Origin of the sequence: Maridesulfovibrio sp., from assembly GCF_963666665.1 — a bacterium.
Taxonomy (GTDB): Bacteria; Desulfobacterota; Desulfovibrionia; order Desulfovibrionales; family Desulfovibrionaceae; genus Maridesulfovibrio.
Genome location: NZ_OY762999.1, coordinates 602,959 through 620,298 on the forward strand (window position 1 = coordinate 602,959; position 17,340 = coordinate 620,298).

Genomic DNA, 17,340 nt, shown 5'->3' on the forward strand with positions numbered 1-17,340 from the left:
CTGTCAAGGGTGTTCTCTGTTGGTACACTTGCTGCAAAACCAATGTTGAAAAAATATTTTTTTGACAGAGGTAAGCCATGACCAATGTGACCAATGATATTGCAGCGATGATGAAGATGCTTGGTAATGTTTCCGGAACTGGCGGAAGCAGTACTCCTAATCTTGCCGCCATGAAAGGTAAGGCAGGAGCTTTTGATATGGAACTTATGATGGCAAATAAAATGTTTTCAGATGGTTCCAATGACGGCTTCTCTGCCAGCGGCATGGATATGGGGGTCATGAATGATGTGCTTATGCTGGAGGCCCTTACCGCGCTTAATTCCATCAAAGGATTGCAGGGCGGGACTGGTCTGCAGAATGCTAAAGCCATGAATTCCTATCGTGCTAAGGCTGCAGCTGCGGACAATATTCCTGTCAAAAAAATGGACATATCGCTTGTATCCGGTAATTTATCCGCAAAATTCGAATCCGGTTCAAAGGGAATATCCGCTATCGGATATGACCGTGTTGGCGGTACTTCATATGGGAAGTATCAGATAGCATCCAAAACCGGGACCATGGATGAATTTATCCAGTTTTTAAAGGATAAGGCCCCGGAAGTAGCTAATAAATTGCTTGGGGCCGGACCTGCAGATACAGGTTCAAAGAAAGGTGAAATGCCTGATATCTGGAAACAGATAGCTGAAGCTGATCCCACTGGTTTCGAAAAATTGCAGCACGATTTTATTCAGGGCAGCCACTACGATCCCGCTGCAAAAATGATTCTTGAAAAGACCGGTATTGATATGAATTCCCTGCCAGCGCCGGTACGTGAAGTCCTTTGGTCCACTTCCGTGCAGCACGGTCCTACCGGAGCGTCCCGCCTGATCGCCAAGGCTATAGATAAGCTGGCTGCCAACGCAGAAAGCAAGGGCTTTCCTGTCGATCTGGTCAAGGAAATCTATGGCGAACGCAAGGATCAGTTTACCTCATCGACTGAAAGAGTACAGAAAAGCGTAGCCAGTCGCTTCAATCAGGAAGAAAATATGGTCCTGTCCATGTTAAAGGGAATTTCCCGGACAGCATAGGAAGTACAATTTTTTTAGCAAGTATCGCACAATATTTGTCGGCCTACCTTCAAAAAACAACCGCAATATCTTAAATGATATTGCGGTTGTTTTTGTTTATTTCTTAGACAGTTTTTCTTCTAAACTTTGGTCAATATCAATGTGCAGGTTCTGGAGCACGCTGTCTACTGCTACTTGTCCATGCGCCCAGCCTTTGACTTTGCGCACATCTTTTACCAGCGCACACATGACATCTGCTTTGGAGTCATTGGTGCGGTAGCTTTTCAGCGCCGCCAGTACTGCAGCTTCTCGCAGGGTTTGCTCCGGTACTTCCTGGCTCGGATGATCACGCTTAAGGATCACATGTGAGCCGGGGCCACCCTGTACGTGGAACCAGTAATCAAAAACTGATGATACCTTGCTCAGAATTTCGTGGTTAGCCTTGCTGTTCTTTCCGCGGATCATGAGAAATCCGTCGGATGATATGAACAGTGATGCTGCGATGTTCTTATATTTCTTGGGTATTTCGATATTTTTATTCTTACGCCCTTCGTCCGTTGCGGGCATGAGGTTCGCTTTGAGGAACTGTTCATGTTCAGCTTCGACTTCCTGCCTGCGCCGCTCCATGTGCTTAAAGCCTCGCTGGGCCTTGGCTGCGAACTTGAATATTCTTTCCATGTTTTCAGCAGGAGTCAGCAATGGATCAAGCTTAACTTCAATCTCTCCGTGTTCGGGATGGGTAACTGTTACCCTGTCCAGCTCACGAAGGTCCTTCAAGCGATACATTTCAGCCTGTAAGGCTTCGGCTTCGATCTTACGGGCCTGCAGGGCTCGCAAACGATCTTCTTCCTGCTCAATACGCTGGAAAATCTTTTTGAATTTCTTTTTGCCTGTTTTGAGAGTGTTGCGCTGCTCTGCATTCTCCATGCGTTCCATGACCGGAAAGAGGATCTTTTCGCCATAGACAGAAGTTGCTTCGATAGCCGAATCGTATTCCTGCTCAGTGTTATTTTGATTGGACCATACACGTGGAGGATTCATTTCGCCTTTTTTTTCTGAAATATAGAAATGGTCAGCTGTACCGATTTCAAGGCGGTGCAGCAGGGCGCGACCTTCATTCTCGTCAAGTGTATTTAATGTTTTGCGCAGGGGAGGGGAGATCTGTGGGAAATCACGCCAGATTTCTTCATTGGACCGGGCTTCCTCGTAGGAAGGCCAGCTGACAGGCGCAGGAAATCCTTCCGGCAGATCATGGATCAGGGAAACCCCTTTTTTCATATCCAGCAGCAGGTAGCGGTATTTATCGTGTTGTTTCCATGGTGAAAGGGAGAAGGCAACCCTCAGGTTGATCCAGTCGTGGTGGGCTTCGAATAGCCTGCGTCCTGCCAGCCGCTTGCGTAGCCACATGACCTGTGCCGGAGGACTGGAAGGATTGACCGGTTTTACCCTTGAAATAAAGAGCAGGCCCACCGATTTGGCGGGCCTGAAAAGAAGATATTCCTTACCTCCCTTTGATTGGAGTGCGAAAGTCCACACTCCCTCTGCGGGGGCAAATATTTTTTCCACCCTGCGGCCTTTGAGGATTTCCTCAAGCTCTCCGGTCAGGGCACGAAAGAAGTGTGCATCCATTTAGATTCGTCCGGGATTAGTCTCCACGGTTCTGTTCTTCTTCCTCCTGCTTGCTCTTACATGCAATACAGAGGGTGGTTACTGGGCGGGCTTTAAGCCTTGGTACCGAGATGTCATCTCCACAGGCGTGGCAGACACCGAAGTCACCGTCATCAATACGCTGAATGGCCTTCTGGATTTTCTTGATCAGTTTGCGTTCCCTGTCCCTGAGTCTGAGAGTGAAGGCACGATCGGACTCAGCAGTTGCGCGGTCAGCGGGGTCAGCATAAGTTTCCCCGGATTCTGTCATGTCTTCAATGGTTTCCTGTCCCTTTTGGAGGATGTCGTCGAGCATCTTGTTAAGGGTCTCACGGAAGTATTCAATATCTTTCTGTTCCATATTGATAACCTCTCTTTAAAAGATAGGAGGTGGGGTTACAATTTGCCAAAACAACTCAAACTATTTTTAAGATGCATGGTATTATCCTAAAGTGGGCATGGAAGTAAAGTGCATGATAAAAAAAAATAAAAAAATAAAAAAATAAAACGGTTGACAAAAAAAAGCACCTGCCCTAAACACTCTTTCACGACATTGACGTCGGTTCTTTGAAAATAATTTGTTTGACTTTGCTGGCGTAAAGCTGTCAGGATAATTGATGAATTTATCTTCGGCTGCCCGGTTAAAGGAAAGCAGAAAGAATAAAAAAAATTAAAAAAGTGTTGACAGTTTAAGCTCAGAAAGTTAAAAACTGCTTCGCTTTTCGTGAGCGGGAATAACTCAGTGGTAGAGTACAACCTTGCCAAGGTTGGAGTCGCGAGTTCAAATCTCGTTTCCCGCTCCAAAAAATTCGGCGACATAGCCAAGTGGTAAGGCAGAGGTCTGCAAAACCTCCATTCTCCAGTTCAAATCTGGATGTCGCCTCCACGAGCGGGAATAACTCAGTGGTAGAGTACAACCTTGCCAAGGTTGGAGTCGCGAGTTCAAATCTCGTTTCCCGCTCCACTAAATTTCTTGGGCGATACCACATCGTCCCTTCTTCAGGCCACTTGAAGAAAAACTTGCTGAGCGGGAATAACTCAGTGGTAGAGTACAACCTTGCCAAGGTTGGAGTCGCGAGTTCAAATCTCGTTTCCCGCTCCAGAATTTTCAGGCCTTCCTATTTCAGGGAGGCCGTTTTCTTTCCGATATATGGAAAGACTGAGCGGGAATAACTCAGTGGTAGAGTACAACCTTGCCAAGGTTGGAGTCGCGAGTTCAAATCTCGTTTCCCGCTCCAAAAATTTCGGCGACATAGCCAAGTGGTAAGGCAGAGGTCTGCAAAACCTCCATTCTCCAGTTCAAATCTGGATGTCGCCTCCATGAGCGGGAATAACTCAGTGGTAGAGTACAACCTTGCCAAGGTTGGAGTCGCGAGTTCAAATCTCGTTTCCCGCTCCAGAATTTCAGGGTCGATCAATAAGGTCGACCCTTTTTCTTTTTACAACAAAGTTTCAGCGGGAATAACTCAGCGGTAGAGTGCAACCTTCCCAAGGTTGAGGTCGCGAGTTCAAATCTCGTTTCCCGCTCCAGATTTCAGGGTCGACCTCTAAGGTCGGCCCTTTTTTGTGCATTTTGTGACGGATGTTGACCACCCTCTGGTTAATGATTATTCATCTTCCTCTGTGGCTGACACTTTCAGAAAGATAAGGAAAAATTTCCTACCACAGTAGAATGAAATAAATAGAATCCCCTTCAGGAGGTCTCCTTGAAAAATATAGCGTTAAAGCCGGATGCAACATTTGATGAGCTGCTCGCAGCGGCCCGTAATAAATTCGGTGCGATCAAGTTTGAAGAAGTTAAGGTTGGTGATCAGATATTTGAATTGGCGCAGATTGCAGATATGCCTGCTTATCTTGATAAGCTTGTGAATAAAGCCCGTGGCGGTAAGAAAATTGATTTGCCCCTTTGGGCGAAAATCTGGCCTTCCTCTCTTGTGCTTGGTTTTTATGCGCTTAAATTCAAGGCTTCCGAAGGTGCAAAATTTCTTGAAGTAGGCACAGACGGCGGCCTTTGCGGCATGATCGCTGCCAGCCGAGGCTATGAAGTTGTTCTGGCTGATACTGATGACGATGCTTTGCTTTTTGCCCGCTTGAATGTTTCCCGCAATAAGCTTGAAGATAAAGTCAGCATGCGCAAGGTTGATTTCGCTGAGACCGACCTGGAAGAAAAGTTCAATTACATTATTGGATGCGAAATTCTGCATCGTGATGATGTTGCTGAAGCTCTGCCCGGATTCATTACCAAACATCTGATGGAAGCCAAGGATTCCGAAGTGCTGCTGGCTATGGATAAAAAGCGCGGCGGTAAGAAATTTTTCGAACAGACCAAGGATAGTTATCGCCTGATGAGACAGGAAGTTCCTTTTGCCGGAAATGCCGGTGAAGGAAAGTCAATTGTTTCCTTAGTCAGGATGGGAGTAAAATAATGCTGGAACTCAAATCATGCCCTAAAATTTACTCCAAGGATCAGGATAAGGCGGTCAGCCCCGAAGAGACTGTTTCACGGGTTAAGGCTCTGCTGGATGAGAAGTGTAACGGCGTTCTCAAGTGTACCCGTAAGGTTGATACCGGACGTTTGGGTATTCCTGTATTTATCAGTGAATGTGGTGATACTGCCCGTGAAGTTATGCCTACCCGCAAGCAGATGGGGAAGGGTGCTTCTGTTGTTCAGGCCGAAGCTTCCGCCCTTATGGAGCTCGTTGAGCGGTTCAGCTTTTTCAGTTTCTGGTCCAAACCCGATAATTTTACCCTTGCTACATACAGCGAAGCTGAGGAGCTCTGGCCCGGCAAGGTTATTTCCATTGAGAAGATCCTGCAATCAGTAGGTGAAGAAATGGACCCCGGTAAAGCACGGGTTATTCTCGATCTGGTGCGCTGGCATTTTCACCCTGCATTGAACGTGCATACCGGAGAAGAGGAGTATGTGCCTCTTGACTGGTTTAAGATTCTAAATGAATTCAACGGTTCTTCTGCCGGTAACACTCCCGAGGAGTCTGTGCTGCAGGGAGGCAGTGAATTGGTTGAACGGCACGTATGCGCTGTGATTGATCGTGAGCGTCCTGAAGTTCCGGTGATTGATCCGGCTTCCTGCGAAGATGAGGTGCTGTCCAATCTTTGCAAATGCTTTGATGACAACGGCATTAAATACATCATCAATGATTTCTCATTTGGTATGCCGTTGCCTACAGTTGCGGTTACTGCATGGGACCCCTCCACCTTTCCGGGTATGAGTGAAATTGTCTTTACCGCCGGAACATCCGCTTCTCCATGCAAGGCAGCTATCCGCGCTTTTACTGAAGTTGCCCAGCTTGCCGGAGATTTTGAGACCGGCAGGGTGTATGAAGCTTCCGGGCTGCCTAAGTTTACCGAGATTGAGCAGACAGGCTGGCTTGGTGCAGGGGAATGCGTAAAGATGAAATCCCTGCCTTCTGTTGAAGGTGATGATATTTATGATGAGCTGAAGAAGTTTGCGGCGCAGTTGGAAGAAAAAGGCTACACCTTGTACACAGTGGACACCACCCACCCCGAACTGGGTGTGCCCGCGAACTACAACTTTGTGCCCGGATTCCAGTTTCGCGAGCGTACCCCGCATGCCAGCCTCGGCCTTTTTGTAGGACGAATCCTTTCCGAGAAGGTTGCTCTTGATATTGCCGGTGACGGTCTGGATGTAATTTCCGATATTTACGGCGATCCGTATTTTATTCCTTTCTTTGAAGGTATGCTGGCCCTGCGCGGCGGTGATACTTCCAGAGCGGTGGATATGTTCAGCATTGCGGTTGATATGCAGCCCGCAAATGAAGAAAAGGCTCTTTCCGCATTTTATACTGCATACGCACTTTCCCTTGAGGAGCGCTGGCCTGAAACTATTCCCTATCTTGATCGGGCTATCGAGCTTGATGACGAGGCTAAAGAGTACTTCAACCTGCGCGGTGTAGCAAAATTCAAGGCTAAAGATTACGCGTTGGCTGCTGTTGATTTCAAGGCAGCCCTTGCTTTGGACAGCGGTTCCGCTTCAGACCTTGCCAACCTTGGATTATGTCATAAGTTTATGGGCGAAGATGATGAAGCTATCGAGTACCTGAGCACAGCACTTGAACTTGACCCTACCCTTGAGTATGCGCTGCCGCATCTTCAGGAGTTACTCGACAAATAAATTCCCGTACTTGATTGACAAGAACTGGATTTAAGGCTTATTTCAGTTTTAGCAAAAACGCATTGTGATTTTGCACTGTAATAAATAGTCGTGAAACAGCGGATCGCTGTTTTTGGATATGGCGGGTTCGACACAGTTAGAACCTACAGTAATAAATGTAAATATTCCTAGGAGTATAGTTATGGCTATCGTAGAATTCCAGGGCAAAAGCTTTGACGTTGATGAAGACGGTTTCCTCCTGAAGTTTGAAGACTGGTGCCCTGAGTGGGTTGACTTCTGCAAAGACGCAGAAGGCATCAAAGAACTCAACGAAGAACACCAGAAAGTTATCGACTTTCTGCAGGACTACTACAAAAAGAACGGTATCGCTCCCATGGTGCGTATCCTTTCTAAAGTAACTGGTTTCAAACTGAAGCACATCTACGAACTGTTCCCCTCCGGTCCCGGTAAGGGAGCTTGTAAGATGGCTGGTCTGCCTAAGCCTACTGGCTGCGTTTAGTTCCAGACAGCTTTCAGAATATTCAGGCGGGATCCTCGCGGTCCCGCCTTTTTTGTTCCGTTGTGACAAGTAGATGAATGGTGACGGTTCGGCTCTTTGTGTAAGTTGGGATTCTTAAATATCCCGGTAAATAGCTTAATCGTCAGCAGGCATCTGGTTGTCTGTTCGTCCCGGTCGCTTGACGCAAGTCCGGCGAGCCTGTTAACTTATTGCACCAAAAATTGCGGAGCTGGGCAAATAATGCTTGCATATTCTTATGTGCAGGTGTATTTGGCCTTGTTTTCACGGTTAACAAAGACAGGAGAAAGTCATGAAAAAAGATATCCATCCTAAACTTCATAAGGCAACTGTACGCTGCCACTGCGGTTACGAGTCCGAACTCTACTCCACCATCGGTGAAGAGGTGAGCACTGAAATTTGTTCTAACTGCCACCCTTTCTACACTGGTAAGCAGCGTTTTGTTGATACTGCAGGTCGTATTGACCGCTTCAAGAAGAAGTTTGCTAACTTCGACGCAGCAAGCAAAGTTAAGGGCAACTAGCTCATATTTTCGCGGTTTTGCCGCGTGGACATGCCTCTACCGTTTTGTACGGCAGAGGCATGTCCTTTTTTTGAACATTTTTAGAGTCCTGCATCGTAGCCGGGTGGGACATTCCAAATCCCTCCCCGCTGAATTCTTTTGTAATGATATTCAATTTCAGTATTGCTTGACGGCTGTTAATGATTATCTTACCTGAGAACATTACTATTTTTACGGGCCGTCAGGTCCTTATCAGTGAGGAAACGGATTTGAAATTACCTCTTCTTGTGTCCGCTGCCAAGACTGTTGGCGGACAGGCTGTTATCGAAGGCGTTATGATGCGCGCAAAGGACAACCTCGCCATTGCTGTCCGTCGTCCTGACGGCGAAATTACTGTTGAACTTCGTCCCTGGTTCTCAATGACACCCGCGTTTATGAAAAAACCTTTTCTGCGCGGTTTTCCTATTTTTATGGAGACCATGGTAAACGGGGTTAAAGCCTTGAACTATTCCGCAACCCAGGCTCTTGATGAAGAGGAAGATGGCGAATTGACCACCTTTCATCTTGTGCTGACCATGGTCATTGCTCTTGGTGCTGCATTGGGACTTTTCGTTGTGCTGCCACACTTTTTTTCTGTAGCCATGAAATGGTGGGGTGTTTCCGGCGGGGTAGATTCCCTGAGCTTCCACGTCTGGGACGGCTTTTTCAAAATGCTCATGTTCATCGGTTACATTGTCTCCATTTCATTTGTGCCCGACATCAAGCGCGTGTTTGAATATCATGGCGCAGAGCACAAGGCTATCTGGGCTTATGAAGCGGGCGGCAATCTTGAGGTTTGTGATATTAAGAAATTCAGCAGGCTTCACCCCCGCTGCGGTACAGCGTTTCTGCTTTTCGTGCTGGTGGTGAGTATCCTGCTTTTTACCGTGCTGGTTCCCCTGATCGTATCTATCTGGGCACCGCAAGGGTTTGTGCTTAAACATTTATATATAGTCGGTATCAAGCTGCTGCTTATGGCTCCTGTTAGTGCGGTCGCCTATGAGATGATCAAGGTGTCCTCCAAGCATGAGGACAAGGCCCTGTGCAAGGCTGCCTGCCTGCCGGGGATGGGAATGCAGCTGCTGACTACCCGTGAGCCGGACGAAGAGCAGATCGAAGTTGCTCTCGCGGCGCTCAACAAGGCGGTTGCTGCCGATGCTGATGGAGGAAACAGCTGATGTTTGCCAAATTGGAAGATATTGAACGTTCTTTCATGGATCTGGAGCAGGAGCTTGCAGACCCGGAAGTTTATAATAATCAGGAGCGCTACCGCAAAGTAACCATGGCTCATGCTGAGTTGGGTGACGTTGTTGCTGCATTCCGTGAGTACAAGAAACTTTCTGCCGACCTTGAAGATAACAAGGAAATGGCTAAGGATTCCGATCCGGAAATCCGTGAAATGGCTGAGATGGAAATTGCTGAAATCAAGGACCGTCTGCCCAAGCTGGAAGAAGAACTTAAGCTTCTCCTGCTGCCTAAAGACCCCATGGACGGCAAGAACATCATTCTTGAAATCCGTGCCGGTACCGGTGGTGAAGAAGCAGCTCTCTTTGCTGCTGACCTTTTCCGTATGTACTCCAGATTTGCTGAATCCAATGGCTGGAAGGTTGAAGTTATGAACTCCAACCCGACTGGAACAGGCGGTTTCAAGGAAATTATCGCAGCGATCAGCGGCAGCCGTATTTACTCCATGATGAAGTACGAGTCCGGTACCCACCGTGTTCAGCGTGTGCCTGCAACCGAAACTCAGGGCCGTATTCACACTTCTGCAGCTACTGTGGCGATTATGCCTGAAGCTGAGGAAGTTGACGTTCAGGTGCGTAACGAAGATCTGCGCATCGACGTTTTCCGTGCTTCCGGTCCCGGCGGTCAGTCCGTTAACACCACTGACTCCGCTATCCGCATTACCCACCTTCCCACCGGATTGGTTGTTATCTGCCAGGACGAAAAGTCCCAGCATAAGAACAAGGCCAAGGCAATGAAGGTTCTTTGCTCCCGTCTTCTGCAGGCCGAGCAGGATAAGCAGCATGCGGAAATGGCTGAGCAGCGTCGCGCTCAGGTTGGTTCCGGTGACCGTTCCGAACGTATCCGTACTTACAACTTTCCGCAGGGCAGGGTGACCGATCACCGTATCAACCTGACCCTCTACAAACTGGATGCTGTGATCGAAGGGGATATGAAAGAACTTGTTGAATCCCTTATCAGTCACTACCAGTCTGAAGCCCTGAAGCAGCAGGCTCAGGACGGTTAGTTTTTTAGTTTAGAATATTCGAGCGGGATATTTTTCGAAATATCCCGCTCTTTTTATTTCTGGAGATAAGGTTTGGCTGGTCAAAAATTAAAAGAAGTTCTTTCTAGGGCGACTGCGCAGCTCAGTAATGCCGGTGTTGATTCTCCTGCTTTGTCTGCACAGCTGTTTGCGGAGAAGGTTTTTGAGCTGAACCGCGTACAGCTTATCATGGAGTTGGAAAGTTTAGTTGTGCCAGAAAAGATTGCTGAATTTGAGACTCTGGTGGAGCGTCGTGCCAAGGGTGAACCTGCTGCTTACATTCTCGGCGTAAAAGAGTTTTTCGGCTTTGATTTCAAGGTCGGTCCCGGCGTACTTATTCCGCGTCCTGAGACTGAGGAGATTGTCGAGAAGGTGCAGCATCTTTTCAGCGCGGACGATGAATTTATGTTTGCTGATTTCGGTACCGGATCCGGAATTCTGGCCGTAACTGTGGCGAAGCTGTTTCCTAAGGCTCGTGGAATTGCTCTCGATCTCAGTCCTGCAGCTTTGCTGATTGCGCGGGAGAATGCACGGCTTCATGATGTTGCAGATCGTGTGCTTTTTGTAAGGGCAGATTTTAATGAGCCTTTGCTGGCTGATACTAAGTTTGATTTGATCTTGGCCAATCCGCCTTATCTTTGTGAAGCGGAACTGGATGAGATCAGCTATGAAGTTGCCGAATTTGAGCCGGTGTCAGCGCTGGTCAGCGGACCTGACGGGGATGAAGATATCAAGGGCAGTGCTCCGCGTATTGCCAGTGCTCTTAAACAGGGCGGAACAGTTTTTATGGAGATAGGTTATCTTCAGGGAACGGTTGCGCATAATATTTTTGACTCCTGCACGGAGTTTTCCGGTTGTGTTGAGGTTCAAAAAGACCTTTCTGAGCATGACCGGATCGTTGTGGCAAAAAAGAGATAGCTTTGCTGCATGTTTGCAAAAAAACCACAATGTATGTTTTGTGTTGTTGTAAAAATACAACTAGTTAGGGGTTGTGAGGTTTTTCACGACCTAAAAATACAATAAAGATAGTAATTTATGCTGTTCGCTAGAGATGGCATATTATTTGCTGTAAGTAGGGGCAACAGGAGATAATATGCTACAAACAACTATTCAAAATACAGTAAGATGCAAGGGTATTGGTCTTCACAGCGGTAAGCAGGTGGAAATCGTACTCAGGCCTGCTGTAGCAGATACCGGTATTCTTTTTTCAGTTCACACCGGTTCCGGAAGCTCTTTTATCACTCCCAATCCTAATCTGGTTGTAGCCACCGGACTTGCCACTACCATTGGTAACGGGCAGGATTCTGTTTCCACTGTCGAGCACCTTTTCGCCGCTGTACGCGGGATGGGTGTCGACAACATTCATGTTGAAGTAAGAGGTAATGAGCTGCCCATTATGGACGGCAGTGCCGGGCCTTTTGTATATCTGCTCCGTCAGGCCGGAGTTCGCGAGCTTTCCAAGCCCCGCAAGGTTCTTGCCGTGACCAAGTCTATTAATTTCGAGCAGGACGGCAAGTATGTCAGGGCTTTTCCCCATGACGGATTTGCCATTGATTACACAATTGATTTTGAACATCCCCAGATCGGCAAACAGACTCTCTCCCTTGAAATTACTCCTGATGTTTTTATGGATGAACTGGCAAAAGCCAGAACTTTCGGTTTTCTGAAGGAAGTTGAATATCTGCATGCCAACGGGCTTGCTCTTGGCGGTTCTCTTGATAATGCAGTTGTTCTTGATGACTACGGCATCCTGAATGACGGCGGTCTCCGCTTTGCTGATGAGTTTGTAAGACACAAAATGCTGGATTTTATCGGCGATATGGCTGTTCTTGAAGCTCCGTTGCAGGGACGTTTTGAAGTTTACGCTTCCGGTCATGCTTTGAATAATGCATTCTTGAGATATGTGCATGAAAATGCAGTTGATTATCTTGAAGAGCGCGTGCTTGCACCTGCAGTTGGGAAGGCTGAAGAAAAAGTTTTTGCACCGCTTTCTCCGGAAGCAGTTCCTGCACCAGCTTAGTCAGCGATCTGCTAGTAAGTATTTTATGACCCGCCATTTTGGTGGGTCTTTTTTTTGCTGTTATGCAGATATTTATGGGACAGGCTTGACTACAGTGTATGCAGGGGTAAAAATGGCTGTATTGATTTCAATAGCCTGTAGGTGTTTTCATATTTGAAGGAGAATTCATGTTCCGGTCAATCAGTACTAGAATTTCATATATAGTTGCAGCCGTTGTTATTGCTTCCTCCATTGTCACGCTTGTCTTTACGAGTTCAACTCTGGAAGAGGATATGGCGGATTTTCAAGGAAGGACAGCCCGGAATACTATCAGGGTCGGGATGCTCTATCTGCAGGAAGGTCATCAGGCTCTTGACCGTTATCGCAAACATGCCTTTCAGGACCGCAAGCAGGCAGTTAAAGATGCAATGACGATTTTTCTCTCGCAAGTCGGCAGTTTTTATGAACTGTACAAGGCCGGAGAGCTGAGCGAAAAGGAAGCCAAGGAAGCAGCATTCAAGCTTGCCCGTAATACAAGATATTTCAACAATGATTATTTCTTCATTTATACAGATAAGTTAAAAGCTCTGGCTCACCCGGACCGTTCCCTTGAAGGTCGTGATTTATCAAAGGGTGTTGATAAAAATGGTTATGCCTATGGTCCTGATATGATTCGGAGGGCCACACGTGAAGGCGGCGGTTTTGTACATCTTCTGTGGACAAGATTGGGTGAGAGTGAACCGATTTCAAAGATTTTATACGTTAAAGGTTTTCCGAAATGGGGATGGATTATCGGTACCGGAGCTTATGTAGATGATATTGAAGGAGCGGTTGAAAACCAGAAACAGGACCTTATTCGCGATATGCGCAAGGGGTTTTCACAAATCAGGCTGGCAGAAACCGGACGCCTTTTTATTTTTGACAACAATAAGAATGTGCTTGTCCCGCCTTTGGGTGCGGGGCCTGATTTTGCCAAAACCTTGAATTTGGATACCGGCAATTCTTTAATGCATGACCTTAAAGAGGTCGGCAAACTTGGCGATTGGCGGCTTGATTATCGTGTGCGTCGTCAAGATGGTGAAATCGTTGAGCGTCAATCCTACGTTCGTTATTTTGCCCCCTTGGGCTGGTACGTAGCTTCAACAGTGCCTACGCAGGAAATTTTCGCTCCTGTAGAGGATTTGATTTTAAAGCAGGGCGCAATCAGCTTCATCATTCTGCTGCTGACCATCGGAGTAATTTATTATGTGATCCGCAGAATCTGTCTGCCCATCCGAAGTGTTTCTAAGGTAGCACACCATGTATCTAAAGGGGATCTGCGAGAAGCCAAGAAAGTTTTTGCCATGGCCACGGATAAAGGGCACCTGAAGAAGGTCGTGGATTCTTTTGAGACTGGAAAAGAAAAACGTTTTGATGAGGTGGATCATCTTGTGAAGTCCATCCACACCATGTTGCTTACGTTGAATTCGTTGGTCAGTCAGGTGCAGAGGTCTGGAGATCAGGTTACCGGCTCAGCCTTGAAGCTCGGTACCGCCATCAATCAGCTTGAAGCGGCAGTAGAGAATCAGGCCGCCGCTACTCAGGAACTGGGTAGCTCGTCCCGTGAGATTTCCGCTACTTCGCAGGAACTGGCCCGGACCATGAATGAATCCACCGCTGTTGCCGTCTCAACAGGTGAGCTGGCGGCGCAAGGGGTCCGTGATCTTGGTGAGATGGGTGTGACCATGGATGCAATGCGTGATGCATCCGGCGGTATTTTTTCCAAGCTTTCGGTTATCAACTCCAAAGCCGCAAACATCAGTTCGGTGGTTACTTCTATTTCCAAGATTTCGGAGCAGATTAATCTGCTGTCCTTGAATGCTGCAATTGAAGCAGAAAAGGCCGGGGAGTTCGGTCAGGGATTTTCAGTTGTAGCCCGTGAAATTCGTAAACTTGCCGACCAGACCGCCATGTCCACCCTTGATATTGAAAAGATTGTGGCTGAGATGCTTTCCGCTGTTTCTGCCGGGGTCATGGAAATGGATAAGTTCCGCAAGCAGGTTGAGAACGGAGTCAGCAATGTGGCATTGCTTGGGGATGGGATTACCGGGGTTGTAAATCAGGTTCAGACCCTGACGCCGCGTTTTGAATCTGTGAACGAAGGTATGCAGAATCAGAGTGAGGGGGCCGAACAAATAAGTAAAGCTATGATCCAGCTCAGTGAGACTTCCATTCAGACTAAAGACGCCCTGACAGAATTCGTGTCAATTACAGAGCAGCTTTCAAGTTCTGTTGCCAGCCTTGAGGAGGAAGTTGCAGCTTTTAAAGTAGAGAAGGATTAGCCGGAGAACAGTTCTGCCAGAATTCCGCCTGCATTGTGTGGCGGTATGTGTTCCGTGGCGAGAAATTCGGGGAAATCTCCCTTGAATTTTGGTTCGAGCAGAGCCTTTATGCGTGGGTCGTCAGCAAGCAGTTTGAATCCGCATTGCGGTTTTTTGTACATGACTTTAAGTCGGGTAGGAACTGATGGGGGCAAGTCCAGTGAAAACAACAGCTCGTAGAATGAATTGTCAGGATTCGCGATATCGGTTCTGGTTTTGATTACTATTTCCTGATTGATCCCGCAGGGAACGAGCCACGGCATGTAATAGAGCTTTGTTGATTTTAAAACTGAATTCAGTTTTGCGGCACATCCAAGGGTTTTAAAAAAAATTACGGCGGTTTTAACATCATCTTTCAACAGTTCAAAAAAGCGTTCTTTCCGGTTATTTGCGTAGCTAATTTTCTCTTCATTGAGTTTATTGAAGATGGAATTGGCTTGCGATTGGAATGTTGCCCGGCTACTGACAAATTCACGGGTGATCTCTGACGGATTTATGTATGTACCCTGACTGTTGAGGTGGTCAGGGTTGATCTCTTTGAGGATTATGTCCGGGTAAAGTTGCTGGACATGAAAAGTGAGAATGGCACCGGGAGCAGCATTGGTCTGGATGTTGGCAAGCAGTTCCATGTCTTCAATAATTACCCAGCCGAGTTTGGGCTGATACCATTTGATCAGCTTACCTTGCAGGATATCTCCAATAGAAAATCTCTTGCGAAACATGGCAGAGCGTGCCGATGATTTGCTGCCGCCTCCGCCAAAGCCACGGCTGCCATATCTTGAAATTTTCATGATAGCTTAGCTGTGCTGATCAATAATCAGCTCTACTTCTTCAATGGATAGTCCTGTGGCCTTAGCTAGTCTGCTGACAGGCTTTCCTTCTTTGTGGCCTGTAAGGATGATCTGGCGCAGGAACTGCGGTGAACGCGAGAATTCTTCAGCCTGAGATAGTATCTTTTTGAGCTTCTTGGATTTGCGGTCCAGCATCATATCCAGCTGAGCCAGCTCTTCTTGCCGTTCGGCAAAAGTGTTCATCATCTCGTTCTCTAGCTGAGTGTTAAACTGGAGTTTCTTGACGAATTCCTCCTGCTTAGCCTGCAGCTGGGTGACAAGTTCCTCGGACTTGCGCAGCCTGAGGAAAAAAAAGATTACGGCAATAAGCAGGGATATCTCTGTTATGGAAAAGAAAATGAGAAGTAATACAGTCATAATTTGATAAGGTAGAGGTTCATTGAATACATAACAGTTTGCCCTGTTTGCAGGAGAAGGGCAATAGGTGCGCTAACTTATATCTTTACATTGATTATGTTGCCGGACCACGGAGATTCTTTGGTCGGGGTTTCTTCTTCAGGTTCTTCGTCTTCTTTTTGTCTCTTACGCTTGAAATGCTGCCGTCCACCCCTGCTGCCGCTATCGTCGCGCACAGATATCGCGGCTTCATCTTTTTCAGTTTTCTGGATCTGTTTCTGAGCGTCTTTATTCTTTTCCTGTTCTTCGGGATTGATCATGAGGGTCTGCTGAAGACCGGATTTGGTTACTTCAGAGTTGGAAATCTTCTGGACATTCGCAAGCTGCGAAATGATCAGGGGCATATCCACAGGACCGGGCATGATTCTTACCTCACGAGATACTCCTCAAACAGGATTTTCTCAAATTCGCCTGCCACAATGTATTGGTTGATTACCATGAGCAGGTCTTTTTTCAGTTTCTCTACATTCTTCTCATCGGCTAAAAACTGTAAATCTTTATTTTTGAGGTAAAAATAGACCGCGTCGCGCAGGATAAGAGTCTTGCGTCCATATTCTGCAACAACACGTTCGTCAGTTGTTGTCATGGCAAAGCGGGCGATGAGAAATCTTGTACGCTTGTCTTTATCTGTCTGCTCAATCCAGAAAGGGTCCATGCGCAGCAGGGTGACACCTGGCTCAGCCGGTGGAGGCGGCGGAGTGTCTTTGGGAACTTCCATAGGAATTTCTTCCACTGTTTCTTCAACAGCGGTTTCTTCCTTGGGGGGCGGTGGGGGGGAGTCGAAAAAGAAAAGTTTAACCAGAATCGCTACAAGCAGGAGTATAATAATTCCGATTCCGATGAAAATGAAAAGTTTGTTTTTGGATTTTTTTTCAACTGGTTTTTCTTCAAGAGCTTCCAGTTCTTCCGGTTCATCCGCCGGAATATCGTCTTCCTCGTCCTCATCTTCAAGGAAAGGCGCATCGTCAAGGTCCAGCTCTACCTTTTGAGCTGCCTTGCTGGCAGGGGCTGAAGATTGAGTATCTTCCCCGGATTCAGAGTCATCAATATCATCAACTGCGAGGAAGAGCATGCACGTATCCTGATCGACAAGGTTCCGGGCGGATCGGCCTTAGCTGCCGCCTGAAATATGGTTCAGCGGACATGTCGGTACGTGTCCGCTGAACCGGAATTCTTATTCAAAAATCTTGTTGATTTTCTGGCCGAGAGTGTCAGGGGTGAAAGGTTTAACAATGTAGTTGGAAACCTTGGCCTGAACAGCCTCAATGATGTTCTCCTGCTGTGCTTCTGCAGTAACCATCAGGAAAGGAATATCGGCGAATTCTTCACTGGCTCTTACCTTACGCAGCAGTTCAATGCCGGTCATCTGAGGCATGTTCCAGTCGGAAACGATGAATTGGATGCTGTCATCTTTATTCAGTGTTTCCCAGGCAGTTGTTCCGTCGTCAGCCTCCACGATGTTGGTGAAGCCGATCTGGCGGAGGATGTTTTTAATGATACGCCGCATAGTTGCGAAGTCATCCACAACAAGAACTTTCATAGAGTAATTAATCGCCATTTA

General features: G+C 47.2%; 17 protein-coding genes and 8 tRNA genes. 18 read left to right on the plus strand and 7 right to left on the minus strand.

Annotated elements, in window-relative coordinates:
• The first annotated feature begins 77 nt into the window (after positions 1-77).
• Positions 78-1,067, plus strand: a complete 990-nt coding sequence (locus ACKU40_RS02630) for a hypothetical protein (RefSeq protein WP_320174989.1) — start codon at positions 78-80, stop codon at positions 1,065-1,067.
• Positions 1,068-1,163: 96 nt separating this feature from the next.
• Here ACKU40_RS02630 and ACKU40_RS02635 read toward each other — a convergent pair whose 3' ends face one another.
• Positions 1,164-2,675, minus strand: a complete 1,512-nt coding sequence (locus ACKU40_RS02635) for an NFACT RNA binding domain-containing protein (RefSeq protein ID WP_320174990.1) — start codon at positions 2,673-2,675, stop codon at positions 1,164-1,166.
• Between the two features lie 16 nt (positions 2,676-2,691).
• Positions 2,692-3,054 carry an RNA polymerase-binding protein DksA gene (dksA, locus tag ACKU40_RS02640; protein ID WP_015852483.1) on the minus strand — a complete coding sequence of 121 codons (363 nt, stop codon included), beginning with the start codon at positions 3,052-3,054 and terminating at the stop codon, positions 2,692-2,694.
• Between the two features lie 367 nt (positions 3,055-3,421).
• Here dksA and ACKU40_RS02645 point away from each other — a divergent pair.
• From ACKU40_RS02645 to ACKU40_RS02725, 17 genes are all read left to right on the plus strand, one after another.
• Positions 3,422-3,496, plus strand: a tRNA-Gly gene (locus ACKU40_RS02645).
• An 8-nt stretch (positions 3,497-3,504) separates the two neighbouring features.
• A tRNA-Cys gene (locus ACKU40_RS02650) sits at positions 3,505-3,579 on the plus strand.
• 3 nt (positions 3,580-3,582) lie between these two features.
• Positions 3,583-3,657, plus strand: a tRNA-Gly gene (locus ACKU40_RS02655).
• A gap of 63 nt (positions 3,658-3,720) precedes the next feature.
• Positions 3,721-3,795, plus strand: a tRNA-Gly gene (locus ACKU40_RS02660).
• Positions 3,796-3,856: 61 nt separating this feature from the next.
• Positions 3,857-3,931: transfer RNA gene (locus ACKU40_RS02665), tRNA-Gly, on the plus strand.
• Positions 3,932-3,939: 8 nt separating this feature from the next.
• A tRNA-Cys gene (locus tag ACKU40_RS02670) sits at positions 3,940-4,014 on the plus strand.
• Positions 4,015-4,017: 3 nt separating this feature from the next.
• Positions 4,018-4,092 (plus strand) — tRNA-Gly (locus ACKU40_RS02675).
• Between the two features lie 56 nt (positions 4,093-4,148).
• A tRNA-Gly gene (locus ACKU40_RS02680) sits at positions 4,149-4,223 on the plus strand.
• A 176-nt stretch (positions 4,224-4,399) separates the two neighbouring features.
• On the plus strand, positions 4,400-5,119 hold the full coding sequence (locus ACKU40_RS02685; protein WP_320174991.1) for a methyltransferase: 720 nt from the start codon (positions 4,400-4,402) through the stop codon (positions 5,117-5,119).
• The gene (locus ACKU40_RS02690) at positions 5,119-6,846 is read left to right on the plus strand and encodes a YcaO-like family protein (protein WP_320174992.1); all 1,728 of its coding nucleotides are present in this window, start codon (positions 5,119-5,121) and stop codon (positions 6,844-6,846) included. Before ACKU40_RS02685 ends, ACKU40_RS02690 begins: the two co-directional genes overlap by 1 nt.
• Positions 6,847-7,027: 181 nt before the next feature.
• On the plus strand, positions 7,028-7,345 hold the full coding sequence (locus ACKU40_RS02695; RefSeq protein WP_320174993.1) for a TusE/DsrC/DsvC family sulfur relay protein: 318 nt from the start codon (positions 7,028-7,030) through the stop codon (positions 7,343-7,345).
• A gap of 310 nt (positions 7,346-7,655) precedes the next feature.
• Positions 7,656-7,886 (plus strand): 50S ribosomal protein L31, encoded by a 231-nt coding sequence (gene rpmE / locus ACKU40_RS02700; protein ID WP_015852479.1) that lies wholly within the window; start codon positions 7,656-7,658, stop codon positions 7,884-7,886.
• A gap of 248 nt (positions 7,887-8,134) precedes the next feature.
• A complete protein-coding gene (locus ACKU40_RS02705) occupies positions 8,135-9,082 on the plus strand; it encodes a DUF1385 domain-containing protein (RefSeq protein ID WP_320174994.1) in 948 nt (315 codons plus the stop codon).
• Positions 9,082-10,155 (plus strand): peptide chain release factor 1, encoded by a 1,074-nt coding sequence (gene prfA, locus ACKU40_RS02710; protein WP_320174995.1) that lies wholly within the window; start codon positions 9,082-9,084, stop codon positions 10,153-10,155. Before ACKU40_RS02705 ends, prfA begins: the two co-directional genes overlap by 1 nt.
• 72 nt (positions 10,156-10,227) lie before the next feature.
• Positions 10,228-11,091 carry a peptide chain release factor N(5)-glutamine methyltransferase gene (gene prmC, locus ACKU40_RS02715; protein WP_320174996.1) on the plus strand — a complete coding sequence of 288 codons (864 nt, stop codon included), beginning with the start codon at positions 10,228-10,230 and terminating at the stop codon, positions 11,089-11,091.
• A 175-nt stretch (positions 11,092-11,266) separates the two neighbouring features.
• A complete protein-coding gene (gene lpxC / locus ACKU40_RS02720; RefSeq protein ID WP_320174997.1) occupies positions 11,267-12,193 on the plus strand; it encodes a UDP-3-O-acyl-N-acetylglucosamine deacetylase in 927 nt (308 codons plus the stop codon).
• A gap of 167 nt (positions 12,194-12,360) precedes the next feature.
• Complete coding sequence (locus ACKU40_RS02725) at positions 12,361-14,493, plus strand: methyl-accepting chemotaxis protein (RefSeq protein ID WP_320174998.1); 2,133 nt, start codon at positions 12,361-12,363, stop codon at positions 14,491-14,493.
• On the opposite strand, the gene ACKU40_RS02730 is transcribed toward ACKU40_RS02725, so the two are convergent.
• From ACKU40_RS02730 to ACKU40_RS02750, 5 genes are all read right to left on the minus strand, one after another.
• A complete protein-coding gene (locus ACKU40_RS02730; RefSeq protein WP_320174999.1) occupies positions 14,490-15,323 on the minus strand; it encodes a hypothetical protein in 834 nt (277 codons plus the stop codon). The two genes, ACKU40_RS02725 and ACKU40_RS02730, sit on opposite strands and share 4 nt — an antisense overlap.
• A 6-nt stretch (positions 15,324-15,329) precedes the next feature.
• Positions 15,330-15,740 carry a hypothetical protein gene (locus ACKU40_RS02735; protein ID WP_320175000.1) on the minus strand — a complete coding sequence of 137 codons (411 nt, stop codon included), beginning with the start codon at positions 15,738-15,740 and terminating at the stop codon, positions 15,330-15,332.
• A gap of 77 nt (positions 15,741-15,817) precedes the next feature.
• Positions 15,818-16,141, minus strand: coding sequence for a hypothetical protein (locus ACKU40_RS02740; protein WP_320175001.1), 324 nt, complete (start codon positions 16,139-16,141; stop codon positions 15,818-15,820).
• Between the two features lie 5 nt (positions 16,142-16,146).
• Positions 16,147-16,851 carry a flagellar basal body-associated FliL family protein gene (locus ACKU40_RS02745; RefSeq protein ID WP_320175002.1) on the minus strand — a complete coding sequence of 235 codons (705 nt, stop codon included), beginning with the start codon at positions 16,849-16,851 and terminating at the stop codon, positions 16,147-16,149.
• A 102-nt stretch (positions 16,852-16,953) separates the two neighbouring features.
• Entirely contained in the window at positions 16,954-17,337 is a 384-nt protein-coding gene (locus tag ACKU40_RS02750; protein ID WP_319779156.1) for a chemotaxis response regulator CheY, read from the minus strand.
• Positions 17,338-17,340 lie beyond the last annotated feature (3 nt).